Annotated in this window: 11 protein-coding genes; 7 read left to right on the forward strand and 4 right to left on the reverse strand. The window is 63.8% G+C overall.

Annotated elements, in window-relative coordinates; genetic code table 11:
- Positions 1-8 precede the first annotated feature (8 nt).
- The 3 genes from DBV08_RS30760 (at position 9) to DBV08_RS30770 (ending at position 3,057) form a co-directional block, all read left to right on the forward strand.
- Positions 9-419, forward strand: coding sequence for a YchJ family protein (locus DBV08_RS30760; RefSeq protein ID WP_124569891.1), 411 nt, complete (start codon positions 9-11; stop codon positions 417-419).
- A gap of 56 nt (positions 420-475) precedes the next feature.
- A complete protein-coding gene (locus DBV08_RS30765; RefSeq protein ID WP_095972862.1) occupies positions 476-1,066 on the forward strand; it encodes a hypothetical protein in 591 nt (196 codons plus the stop codon).
- Positions 1,067-1,158: 92 nt separating this feature from the next.
- Positions 1,159-3,057 (forward strand): ABC transporter ATP-binding protein, encoded by a 1,899-nt coding sequence (locus DBV08_RS30770; protein WP_124569892.1) that lies wholly within the window; start codon positions 1,159-1,161, stop codon positions 3,055-3,057.
- An 84-nt stretch (positions 3,058-3,141) separates the two neighbouring features.
- Here the strand turns inward: DBV08_RS30770 and DBV08_RS30775 are convergent, their stop codons facing one another.
- Positions 3,142-4,917: a DEAD/DEAH box helicase gene (locus DBV08_RS30775; protein WP_095972864.1), complete on the reverse strand. Its 1,776-nt coding sequence runs from the start codon at positions 4,915-4,917 to the stop codon at positions 3,142-3,144.
- A 102-nt stretch (positions 4,918-5,019) separates the two neighbouring features.
- Between DBV08_RS30775 and DBV08_RS30780 the strand changes: the two genes are divergently transcribed.
- The 4 genes from DBV08_RS30780 (at position 5,020) to DBV08_RS30795 (ending at position 9,281) form a co-directional block, all read left to right on the forward strand.
- Entirely contained in the window at positions 5,020-5,847 is an 828-nt protein-coding gene (locus tag DBV08_RS30780; protein WP_124569893.1) for a carbon-nitrogen hydrolase family protein, read from the forward strand.
- A gap of 55 nt (positions 5,848-5,902) precedes the next feature.
- A complete protein-coding gene (locus tag DBV08_RS30785; protein ID WP_124569924.1) occupies positions 5,903-6,529 on the forward strand; it encodes a phosphoribosyltransferase in 627 nt (208 codons plus the stop codon).
- A gap of 126 nt (positions 6,530-6,655) precedes the next feature.
- A complete protein-coding gene (locus DBV08_RS30790) occupies positions 6,656-7,354 on the forward strand; it encodes a heme peroxidase (protein WP_095972866.1) in 699 nt (232 codons plus the stop codon).
- A 139-nt stretch (positions 7,355-7,493) separates the two neighbouring features.
- Positions 7,494-9,281, forward strand: a complete 1,788-nt coding sequence (locus DBV08_RS30795; protein ID WP_124569894.1) for a long-chain fatty acid--CoA ligase — start codon at positions 7,494-7,496, stop codon at positions 9,279-9,281.
- A 56-nt stretch (positions 9,282-9,337) separates the two neighbouring features.
- On the opposite strand, the gene DBV08_RS30800 is transcribed toward DBV08_RS30795, so the two are convergent.
- The 3 genes from DBV08_RS30800 to DBV08_RS30810 all read right to left on the reverse strand — a co-directional run bounded on the left by DBV08_RS30800 (position 9,338) and on the right by DBV08_RS30810 (position 12,480).
- On the reverse strand, positions 9,338-10,324 hold the full coding sequence (locus DBV08_RS30800; RefSeq protein ID WP_185564994.1) for an NAD-dependent epimerase/dehydratase family protein: 987 nt from the start codon (positions 10,322-10,324) through the stop codon (positions 9,338-9,340).
- An 87-nt stretch (positions 10,325-10,411) separates the two neighbouring features.
- On the reverse strand, positions 10,412-11,782 hold the full coding sequence (locus tag DBV08_RS30805) for an FAD-binding oxidoreductase (RefSeq protein WP_124569895.1): 1,371 nt from the start codon (positions 11,780-11,782) through the stop codon (positions 10,412-10,414).
- Entirely contained in the window at positions 11,779-12,480 is a 702-nt protein-coding gene (locus DBV08_RS30810; RefSeq protein WP_095972869.1) for a FadR/GntR family transcriptional regulator, read from the reverse strand. Before DBV08_RS30810 ends, DBV08_RS30805 begins: the two co-directional genes overlap by 4 nt.
- Between the last annotated feature and the right edge of the window lie 47 nt (positions 12,481-12,527).

Genomic DNA, 12,527 nt, shown 5'->3' on the forward strand with positions numbered 1-12,527 from the left:
ATGGGGCGGTGACCTCGAGCCGCCCCACCAGACCTCGCCCGAACGATCCGTGCCCGTGCGGCAGTGGCAACACGTTGGCCGAGTGCTGTGGCAAGTACGTCAGCGGTGACGCGCACGCACCGACCGCCGAAACCCTGATGCGTTCGCGCTACACCGCATTCGCGTTGTTGGACGACGAATATCTCACGCGGACTTGGCATCCCGACCATCGCCCTACCGAACTCGATCTCGACCCCGACCAGAATTGGCTCCGCTTGGAGATCCTGGACACCGAACGAGGCGGGCTGTTCGATTCCGACGGCGTCGTGGAATTTCGCGCTCACTACGCATTCGGACGCAATCGGGGAATGCTCCACGAACGCAGTCGATTTGCGCGAGCAGACGGCAAGTGGCTCTACGTCGACGGCGATATCGGTTAGGTAACTCCGGGCACCGCCGCCGCGGATCCCGATTACGCGAGCCCTACGATCGAGTCATGACAACGAACCGGACGAGATCATTTGCCGCTGTCGCTGCCATCGCAGTGGGCGTGAGCCTGACTGCCTGTTCGCAGGACGCGGAGACCACTCCCACGGCAGCCACCTCGGCCGTCACCTCGACATCGAGTGCCGCAGCGTCGACCACAGAACCAGTCCCGACGGACAGCTCGGACAAGACGTCGGCTGCGGGTACCGAGTCCAAGCTCACCGTCGTCGACGTCCGCGTGGGCGAGCACGACGGATTCGATCGTGTCGTCTACGAGATGGGCGGCACCGGCACACCCGGATGGCGCGTGAAGTACGTCGACGCGGCGACGCAGGAGGGCAGCGGAAAGCCCGTGGACATCAAGGGTGCCGCAGTGATCCAGGTCCTGATCGACGGTTCCGCCTACCCCTTCGACAGCGGAGTCGAACAGTACTCCGGCCCCAACCCGGTTCCCGGCGTCGGCGGAGTCGTGACCGAGGTCAACGGGTCCAACGTCTTCGAAGGTGTCACCCAGTCGTTCATCGGGGTGACCGAGAAGCAACCGTTCACGGTGACGACGCTCAGCGATCCTCCGCGAGTCGTGGTCGACGTGGCCCGCTGAGGCCACACTTGACCTGAAGTTTGGTTTAGGTTCTACCTTCGTGTCGTACCGGCCACGTAATCTTCGTGGCCGGCGACCGGAGGGGCGAAGTCATGAGTATGGAAGTCACCGCGTGGAACGCGATGTACAACGCGATGCACGCGCAAGAAGATCGGCGCCCGTTCTCGAAGGCGACACTGAAGCGAATCGCGACGTTCGCGGTTCCGCAGAAACGTAACCTCAGCTGGTACCTCGTGCTGAGCGTCGTCACCGCTGCACTGGCCGTGGCAACCCCCGTCCTGGCAGGGCGCGTGGTCAACGCGATAGTCGGCGGCGACGCCGTGGACGTAGTCGTCAAACTTGCCGCACTGATCGCACTGGTTGCACTTCTCGAAGCCGCTCTGGGCCTGTCGACCCGGTGGCTTTCGGCCAGCATCGGTGAAGATCTGATCCTGCATCTGCGCACCACCGTCTTCGATCACGTCCAGAAGATGCCCATCGCGTTCTTCACCAGAACTCGAACCGGAGCGCTGGTCAGCCGGCTCAACAACGACGTCATCGGCGCTCAGCGCGCCTTCAGCGACACCTTGTCCGGAGTGGTCAGCAACCTGGTCACCCTGGTGATCACGCTGATCGTCATGCTCGGGATCTCCTGGCAGATCACCGTCCTCGCGTTGTTGCTTCTCCCCATCTTCGTCATCCCCGCTCGGCGGATGGGTGCAAAACTTGCAGCACTCAATCGTGAAGCAGCCAACCATAATTCGCTCATGAGCACCCAGATGACGGAGCGGTTCTCCGCTCCCGGAGCGACACTGGTCAAGCTGTTCGGTCGCCCCTCGCAAGAGTCTGCGGAGTTCGCGGTTCGTGCCAGGCGTGTGCGCAACATCGGAGTCCGGACCGCAATGCTGCAGTCCGTCTTCGTCACAGCGCTGACACTGGTCTCGGCCCTTGCTCTTGCCCTCGTCTACGGGCTCGGCGGCTTCTACGCGCTGCGCGGACAGTTGGACGCAGGCGCCGTCGTTGCGATGGCGTTGTTGTTGACGCGCCTGTACTCGCCGCTGACCGCACTGGCCAGCGCGCGGGTGGACGTCATGAGCGCTCTGGTCAGCTTCGAGCGGGTATTCGAGATTCTCGATCTGGCACCGCTCATCACCGAGAAGCCCGATGCACGCACGGTGCCGCAGGGCCCGGTGTCGGTCGAGTTCAAGAACGTCACTTTCGCGTACCCGTCAGCGGACAAGGTGTCTCTCGCCTCTCTGGAGGAAGTCGCGATCCTCGACACTCGCGGCGGCGAGGACGTGTTGCACGACCTGTCGTTCCGCACCGAAGCAGGACAGATGGTCGCCCTGGTCGGCACGTCCGGTGCCGGAAAGTCGACCGTTGCCCAGATGATTCCGCGTCTCTACGACATCGATTCCGGATCGGTCGAGTTGGGCGGCGTCGACGTCCGCGACCTCAGTGCCGATTCCATCCGCGAGACCGTCGGCATGGTCACGCAGGACGGGCATCTGTTCCACGAGAGCCTTCGATCCAACCTGCTCCTTGCCCGACCGGATGCCACAGAAGAAGATCTGCGTGAGGTGCTGGAGCGAGCACGTCTCACCGACCTGGTTGCGTCGCTGCCCGACGGACTGGAGACCGTGGTGGGTGAGCGCGGATACCGCCTCTCGGGCGGCGAGCGTCAACGCCTGACCATCGCGCGACTGCTCCTGGCCCAGCCTCGTGTCGTGATCCTGGACGAGGCCACCGCGCATCTCGACTCGACGTCGGAAGCCGCGGTTCAGGAAGCACTCGGCGAAGCACTCGCCGGGCGGACTGCAGTGGTGATCGCTCACCGTTTGTCGACGATCCGTTCAGCCGACCTGATCCTTGTCGTCGAAGCAGGCCAGATCGTCGAGCGCGGAAATCATGAGGAACTGCTGGCGCGCGGTGGTCGGTACGCCGAGTTGTACCGCACGCAGTTCGACACCAACGCCAGGAAGAACGACGCTCTCGCACCGACGCCGATCTGACTACCGTCCGGCGCGCTGAACTGGCCGACAAAAAACAGGCGCTGTCCTCCTCACGGAGGGCAGCGCCTGTTTCAGCTCTGTACGTCAGTCGTTGTAGCGATCGCGTCCGCCACCGCGGCGGTCGTCACGTCCACCGCGATCGTCCCGGCCACCACGGTCGCCACGGCCACTCGGACGTCCCTGGGGCGGGCCGAAATCAGGCTGCAACTGGATCAGGACGCCGGAGATGCGCGTACGACGCAGAGCTTCGAGAGTCTCGTTGGAGAGATCGGCCGGCAGCTCGACGATGCTGTGATCCGGGCGAATGCTGATGTGCCCGAAGTCGCTTCGACGAAGTCCACCCTCGTTGGCGATGGCACCGACGATGGCACCCGGAACGACGCGGTGACGCTTGCCGACGGCGATGCGGTACGCAGCCAACTCCTGGCCCTCGGGTCCACGCGAGCGAGGAGCCGGGCCGTCGTCGAAACGACGAGGGGGACGCGGTTCACGCGGCTCGCGCTCACGACGCGGCGGTGCCGGCGGCTCGGGAGAAAGCAAGAATGCTTCGCCGTCACGCGACTGCAGTGCCAGAGCGGCAGCGATGTCGATGAGCGGAACGTCGTGTTCCTGGTCGTAATCCTCGATCATCTTGCGGAACATCGCGAGATTCTCCGAGGCCAGGCTCTCGGTGATGGAGTCACCGAACTTGGCCACACGCTGGGCGTTGACGTCGTCGACACTGGGAAGCTGCATCTCCGCAAGCGGCTGACGCGTCGCCTTCTCGATGGACTTGAGCAGATGCCGCTCACGCGGTGCCACGAACAGCAACGCGTCACCCTGACGACCGGCGCGGCCGGTACGACCGATGCGGTGAACGTACGACTCCGTGTCATGCGGGATGTCGTAGTTGACGACGTGGGAGATTCGATCCACGTCGAGGCCGCGCGCAGCAACGTCGGTGGCGACGAGGATGTCGAGGGCGCCGCTCTTGAGCTGACCGATGGTCCGCTCACGCTGTGCCTGGACGATGTCGCCGTTGATCGCGGCGGCCGAGTGCCCGCGGGCTCGCAGCTTCTCCGCCAGGTCTTCGGTGGCCTGCTTGGTACGGACGAAGATGATCATCGCCTCGAATGCCTCGACCTCGAGGACTCGGGTCAGTGCATCGAGCTTGCGCTGGTGAGCAACCTGAATGTAGCGCTGCGTGATGTTCGAAGCGGTCGACGTCTTGGACTTGACGGTGATCTCGACCGGATTGTTCAGGTACTGCTTCGAGATCCGGCGAATCGAGCCGGGCATAGTCGCGGAGAACAGGGCGACCTGCTTGTCGCCGGGGGTGTCGCGGAGGATGCGCTCGACGTCCTCCTGGAAACCCATCTTGAGCATCTCGTCGGCCTCGTCGAGAACGAGGTACTTGAGATTGGTCAGGTCGAGGGTGCCCTTTTCGAGATGGTCGATGACACGACCCGGGGTACCGACGACGACGTGTGCACCGCGGCGCAGGCCGGACAGCTGGACGCCGTAGCTCTGGCCACCGTAGATCGGCAGGACGTTGAGTCCGGGGATGTGCGCGGAGTACTTGCCGAATGCCTCGGCAACCTGAAGCGCCAGCTCACGCGTGGGAGCAAGCACCAGCGCCTGGGTCTGCTTGATCGACGTGTCGATCCGCGACAGGACTGGAACTGCGAAGGCTGCGGTCTTGCCGGTACCGGTCTGTGCGAGACCGACGACGTCCTTGCCTTCGAGCAGCGGCGGAATGGTGGCAGCCTGAATGGGCGAGGGCGACTCGTAGCCCACGTCTGACAGTGCCTTCAGTACCCGATCATCGATGTCGAGGTCGGCAAATGTTGGGGGTTCGGGGTCACGCTCAATATCACTCATTTGACCAGCAGTTTAGCGGATAGAGTATAGACACGACGACATACCGGGGGTGCATTTACGACAGATCCACCCTCCCAGCGGGTTTCGCCTAGCGTAGGAAGCATGACCGAAGCCACCGCAGCCACCCCCGCCCAGACCGTTGTCGCGATTGCCCAATTCGCCCCGGGGACGGACAAGAAAGCCAACCTCGAATCGCTGCGATCACTGGCTTCCGATGCAGCAGCACGGGGCGCGAAAGTTGTCGTGGCGCCGGAATACTCGATGTTCACCGCACCGAAGACGGATGAACGGCTGATCGAGTCCGCAGAGGGCCTTGACGGCGAATTCGGTTCGGCACTGGCGGCGGTCGCCGCAGAGTTGGGAATCTTCCTCGTCGCGGGAATGAACGAGCGGATCGACGACGTGAGCAGAATCTCCAACACTCTCGTCGCGATGGACCCGAACGGCGAACTGGTGGCGACCTACCGGAAACTGCATCTTTACGACGCTTTCGGATACCAGGAGTCGGCCGTGATCCGTGCCGGCGACATCACGGAACCGCAGACTTTCGGGTGCGACGGCCTGACCTTCGGCCTCCAGACCTGCTACGACCTGCGCTTTCCGGAAGTCACCCGGCGCATTGTCGACGTCGGCGCGGACATCCTGCTCTTGCCCGCCCAGTGGGTGCCCGGGCCACTCAAGGAAGATCACTGGACCACTCTCGTACGCGCCCGGGCCATCGAGAACACGATGTACATCGCAGCGGCTGATCAGAGCGCGCGCGGCGGCGCTGGTACCAGCATGATCGTCGACCCGATGGGCGTCGTGATGTGCTCACTGGGCGAGCAGGTCGGGGTCGCCACCGCAACCGTGTCGGCCGCTCGCATCGCCGAAGTCCGGGAGAAAAACCCCGCCCTCGCCCTGCGGAGGTTCACGGTCTCGTCGCGGTGACGTGCAGCGAGTAGCGTCGAACTGGTCGGGGTTCGAGCTTCTCGAGGACAACGCGGTGACCCAGTATCGGGATCGATCTTCCGCCGGCAAATTTCTGGCCGGGCGGCTCGAGTCTTTGCGTATCGACAAGCCTGTCGTTCTCGGACTCCCACGCGGCGGAGTACCGGTAGCAGCCGAGGTGGCTGCGGCACTGAACGCTCCGCTGGACATCGTGGTGGTGCGCAAGCTCGGCAGCCCGTACAACCCGGAACTGGCGATGGGCGCCATCGGTGAGGGCGGCGTGCGAGTCCTCAATCACGATGTCATCGCAGCGGTACGCGTCTCGAAAAGTGAACTCGCCGCCGTCGAACGCGACGAGCGAACCGAATTGGACCGGCGGGCACGTCTCCTGCGCGAGGGACGGACCCCGGTTTCCCTCCACGGACGCACTGCGGTGATCGTCGACGACGGAATGGCTACGGGTGCGAGTGCAGCCGTTGCCTGTCGCTGCGCGCGCACCGCGGGTGCTGACTCCGTGATCGTCGCTGTCCCCGTCGCCTCCCCCGAAGCCATGAGAGTGATCGCATGCTCCGCCGATCGCGTCGTCTGCCCCTTCGTTCCTGCCCTGCTGGGCGGCGTCGGTGCTGCATTCGAGGACTTTCATCAACTCAGCGACGACGAAGTGCTGACCTTCCTCGCCTGAGTGCAGACCTCTCCAGCCTGAGCACAGACCAAGAGGATTCTGAGAATTTGTGATGTGTGCAACATTTCGCTCCTCGGTGCCGATAGGCCAAATGGAACAAAAAGAATTCGGCTTTCTGGAGGAACCGTGACCATCTCGACCGATACCGTCGACGCCGTCGCAGCCGCGTGCCGTGACCGCCTGGGCGACCCGTCCGCCTGGGTTGCGTCAGACGCTTATCGACAGAGCCTCGCCCTGTGCATCATCGAATCCGTTCAGTCCACGTCGGGTCACAGCGAAGTGACCGTCGTCGATCGCTACCTCGCCTACCGGCGAGCCCGCGAAGACAAACCCGTCACGGACGGCGCACGCGAACTACTCCGCACCTTCGAAGAAGCCGGGAGTTCGGACCAGTGGGCAGGCAAGATCGGTTCGTACAAGCGCCGCTACACGGCAACGGGTGTCCCGATCGAGGCACGGCACATCCAACAGGTCGCCGAGAAACTCCATCACTTGCGGATCAACAGCGTCGAGGATCTGCTGTCGGCCGCTGATTCCGACCACGCTCTCGACGCGGTTCACCTTGCCTGGGTGGACGCCTGCGGAGACGGTTCCGAAGTGACCTGGGCACACCTGTTGATGTTGGCCGGAATTCCACACACCGATCTGGGTACCGCTGCCGACACCTTCATCAGCGCAACACTCGGCACCACCGAGGTGCCGGGAGACACGTCGGAGATCCTCGCAGCTACTGCAGAGCAACTCGGAGTGGATCCGGACCGATTGGACTACGCAATTCGCCGGTGGTTGTCCGTGCACGGCCGCACGCTCCAACACGTCGCCTGATTACCTATAAACAGGCGGTCACACTAAACTGCAGGTCAGCGCCCGACCAGTTCTACCGAATAGTAACGACAGTGCAAAATGACGACTAATGTGATGCAATGCACATCAGAAATGTCAGTAGTCACTGGAGGGGTCAATAGTGCGCGAGTTCTCAGTTCCACAGTCGTTCTCAATTCCGGAGAACGTTTCCATGGCCGACTCCGTGTTCCGTCACGCCGAAGAAGACCCCACATTCGTGCCGTTCAAGAGGCCGTCGAACGGCGGATGGGTCGACGTCACTGCAGCTGAATTCGCGAAGCAGGTCTCCGCAGTTGCCAAGGGCCTGATCGCTTCGGGTGTCGAGCTCGGCGACCGCGTCGCTATCCTGTCCGCGACTCGCTACGAGTGGGTCGTTCTCGACTACGCCATCTGGACTGCCGGCGGATGCACCGTCGCGATCTACGAGACCTCCTCCCCCGACCAGGCGCAGTGGATCCTCGAGGATTCCGCGACGACACTTCTGGTCGTCGAAACGGCCAAGCACGCGGAGACTCACAAGGAAGTCACCGCCGGCGCAGAAGCCCTCCGCGAGGTTCTCGTCATCGAGTCGGGTGCGATCGACGAGCTGTCCAGTCGCGGTTCGGCAATCACCGACGAAGAACTGCACACTCGTCGTCACCAGGTCACCGCTGCCTCGCCCGCGACCCTGATCTATACCTCCGGAACCACGGGACGCCCCAAGGGTGTCCAGCTGACGCATTCCAACTTCTACGCCGAGTCCAACGCCTGCCGCCTGGCCATGCCGGAGTCGATGGTCCCCGGCAAGAAGACGCTGATGTTCCTGCCGCTCGCCCACGTATTCGCGCGTGCGATCTCCTTCGGTGCTTTCGACGCCAAGGTCACCGTCGCCCACACGTCGGACCTGACGACGCTCCTCGAGCAGTTCGCCGGTTTCAAGCCCAACTTCATCCTCTCGGTGCCGCGCGTGTTCGAGAAGGTGTACAACTCGGCTCGCCAGAAGGCAGTCGACGGCGGTAAGGGCAGCATCTTCGACAAGGCTGCCGCCACGGCCATCGAATACAGCGAATCCCTCGAAAAGGGTGGCCCCGGACTGGCACTCAAGCTCAAGCATGCGGTATTCGACAAGCTCGTTTACTCGAAGTTGCGCGCAGCACTGGGCGGCGAGTGCGAGCGTGCAGTCTCCGGTGGCGCAGCCCTCGGCGCGCGCCTCGGCCACTACTTCCGCGGCGTCGGCATCCCGATCTACGAGGGCTACGGACTCACCGAGACCAGCGCCGCAATCACCGTCAACACCTCGAGCGCGCAGCGCGTCGGCACCGTCGGCAAGCCGATCAACGGCCACGCCGCCCGAATCGCCGAGGACGGCGAACTCCTCCTGCAGGGCCCGGTCGTCTTCGCCGGCTACTGGCACAACGACAAGGCGACGGCCGAATCGATCGTCGACGGCTGGTTCCACACCGGCGATCTCGGATCGATCGACAACGAGGGCTACGTCTCCATCACCGGCCGCAAGAAGGAAATCATCGTCACGGCCGGCGGCAAGAACGTCGCACCGGCCGGCCTCGAGGATTCCCTGCGCGCGCATGCTCTGATCAGCCAGTGCCTCGTCGTCGGTGACGGCCAGCCGTTCATCGGTGCACTGATCACTCTCGATCCGGAAACCCTGCCCGGTTGGGTCGAGCGCAACGGACTGCCCGCCGGCACCCCGATCGCCGATCTGGTGAAGAACGCCGACCTGATCGCCGAGATCGATTCGGCCGTTGCCGACGCCAACAAGAAGGTCTCCAACCCGGAGCAGATCAAGAAGTACACGATCCTCGAGGTCGACTTCACCCAGGAGACCGGTGAATTGACGCCGACTCTCAAGCTCAAGCGCAACATCATTCACGAAGCTCACAAGACCAAGATCAGCGACCTGTACGCCTGATCGATCGTCTTTCACGAGTGTGGCCCGGTTCGAATACGAACCGGGCCACACTCGTTTCATTCTTCGGCGGCGAGTAGTTCTCTTTCGATCGCCGAGGGCAGTCCGTGCACAGCACGATCCTCCCGCTGGGTCGGGGCAGTTTCCCGTTGCATCCACTCCCAGGTATCTCGCACGGTGTCTTCGACGGGACGGCACTGCAACCCGGCCCGCGCTGCCTTGGTGGTGTCGGCTTCGAGGAAGCCGGCGAACTCGCCCTCTTGTGGAACCCAACACGGAAGTTGCGTCCACGGCTGCGCTCCCGCTGCCGCCAGTCGACCCTCGTCGATCCATACGAGTTCCGCGCCCGAACCGGTGGCGTCCACGCACGCCTCGAGGAGCCCGGAGGTAGTGGTGTGCCCGGACGCACTGATGACGTCGTACGCCCCGCTGATCTTTGCCGCCAGTCCGGACAGGACAAACGATGCGACGTCGCGAACATCGACGTACTGCAGCGGTCGAGTCGGCGCTCCCGGGGCCACGACACGTCCGCCCGCAGCGATGCGCCGTAGCCACCACGGCAGCCGCCCGATGTCCTCGTGCGGGCCGAGGATCAACCCTGCCCTCGCGAGCAGCACCTCCGGGAAGGATTCCAGGACAGCGAGTTCGGCCCCACGTTTGGCGGACGCGTAATCGCTGTTGTCATCGGACGTCGCAGATGCGGCAACCACCGGTGAGGTCTCGTCTACGTGCAAGCCCCACTGATAGGCCGATACGCTGGAAACGTACGCGTACCGGTCGACGTGGCCGCGCAAGATCCGGGCATTCTCAGCCACCACTCGGGGGCTACCCGACCACGTGTCGACCACAAAATCCCATCGACGATCACCGAGCGCATCAACCATCGCTCGCTGATCGGTGCGATCCGCGAACAGGACCTCCGCTGTAGACGGCGGCGCTCCGGTGAGCCCCCGATGGAGCACTGTCACTTCCCAGCCCCGAGCCAGAGCGTCGTCGACGAGAGCACGGCCGAGGAACCGTGTTCCTCCGAGCATCAACAGCTTCATGACGGATATCGTCACTCGAAAAGCGTCGTGCAGCAACACGTTCGTCTGGTAGCGCAATTCTCGACGAGTGAGGGTCGGACGAGGCGCTCAGATACCTCGTCCGGGATTGAGAATGTTCTTCGGATCGAATGCGGCCTTCACTGCAAGCATCATTTCGCGTTCGGTCTGGCCGACCATATCTGCCATGTACGGCGCTTTGAGAACGCCGATACCGTGTTCACCACTGATCGTTCCGCCCAAATTCAAGGCGCCGGCAACGATGTCGTCGAACGCTTGGCGCGCACGATCCTGCGCTCCGGGTTCGGCGGCATCGAACACGATGGTGGGGTGGAGATTTCCGTCGGCGGCGTGACCGAAAGTTCCGATCGTGACACCGTGACGCCCAGCTGCCTCGCGGATGCACCCCAGCATGGACGGCAACGCCGGAACTGGCACCGCGACGTCGTCGAGTAGCACCGTACCCAACGCCTCGAGAGCAGGCAACGCCATCCGCCGGGCGGCAGTGAACTCTTCACCTTCCACCGGATCGTCGGTGTGGAAAACTTCGCGCGCCCCGACGCTTTCGCACGCCGTGGCACAGTCCGCTGCCTCGGCGGCCGCTGACCTACCGTCGCACTGGATGAGCAGCATCGCCCCGGCCGATTCGTCCAGCCCCATCTTCGTCAGGCGATTGACCGCGCCGATCGTGACGTCGTCCATCAACTCCAGCTGACACGGTTCGGCCACTGCCGACACGGCGAGGACGGCATCGATTGCGGACTCCGCGGAATCGAAGAAGGCGACGACGGTGGTCGCGGCTGTCGGCGCTGTACGCAGACGCATCGTGGCTTCGACGATGACCGCCAGAGTCCCCTCCGACCCCACGAGCAGATGTGTCAGGTCCAGTCCCGCAACATTTTTGCGCGTCCGTGCACCGGTACGGATCACACGCCCGTCGGCCAGCACCGCCGTCAGGGCAGCGACGTGATCACCGGTGACGCCGTACTTGGCGCAACAGATGCCGCCTGCATTTGTCGCCAGATTGCCGCCGATACTCGAGATGGCCCGGCTTCCCGGATCAGGAACGTACCAAAGGCCCTGCTGTGCAGCCGCTTCCGCCAGGTCACCGTTGATCACTCCGGGCTCCACCGTGGCGGTACGTGCAGCGGGATCGATCTCGAGAATGCGATCCATCCCCGCGACGCTCAGAACGATGCATCCGTCGAGTGCGTTGGCGGCGCCGGCCAACCCGGTACCCGCCCCTCGTGTCACCACGGGAACGGAGAGTTCATGGGCCACGGTCATGACCGCGACGACGTCGTCGACAGTCTTCGCCTTGACCAACGCAGCGGGACTTCCGGCCGCGGTGAGCAGCGATTGATCGCGGACGTACGCGCCCATGCGGTCGGGGTCGGTTGTCGCCCTGTCCCCCAGCGCTTTCTGCAAGCGTTCACCCAACAGGTCGATACTCGTGGTCATTCCGTTCGTCCTTCGTAGAATCCGCGCACATGGCGCTCGACCAGATCGGCAGCCTCGTCGGCTGCGCCGCGCTCGATCGCGTCGGCGATGCCCTCGTGTTCTGCCAGCAGTGCGCCCAGAGTGGCTGCCGAATTCTCGCGCGAGTCGAGTTCGCTCAGCAGGTAGCCGGCAATGCTGTCGCGGAGAACCGTCATGACCAACCCGAATGCCTTGTTCCCGCCTGCTCCGGCGAGCGCGACGTGAAAGTCGACGTCTGCGTCGTGGAAGGCGACCGAGTCGTCGGCACGCGTCGCGACTCGCATCCGCTCGATCGCAACCCGGGCGTCGCCTGGCACGGCTACGAGTGTGCGCAGCGCTGCGGCTTCGAGCAGCACCCGCAATTCGACAAGATCGCCGAGCGGAACTGCCCCCACCTGCAACGCCGTACTGAGAGCGGTGGCCGCAGAATCGGCCGTATGCTCGTGCGTCACCCGAGGCCTGGCAGTCGAAGTAGTGTCCGCCCCGGTCAACAATCCCTGCGCTTGCAGCACGCGAAGTGCCTCGCGCACCGTCGATCGACCCACCGAGAACGTCTGCGCGAGTTCCTGTTCGGTCGGCAATGCCTCCCCGACGGGAAGCGAGCCGTCGAGAATGGCAGCGCGGATTCTTCCCGACACGGCAAGGCTGAGCGGCATGCGCGACAACGGAGTCGTATCCATGCCGCGACGCTACCACCCCTTGCCTGCTTGTCTGACAAACTGTTTAA

It is taken from the genome of Rhodococcus sp. KBW08, from assembly GCF_003852455.1.
Taxonomy (GTDB): Bacteria; Actinomycetota; Actinomycetes; order Mycobacteriales; family Mycobacteriaceae; genus Rhodococcus_F; species Rhodococcus_F baikonurensis.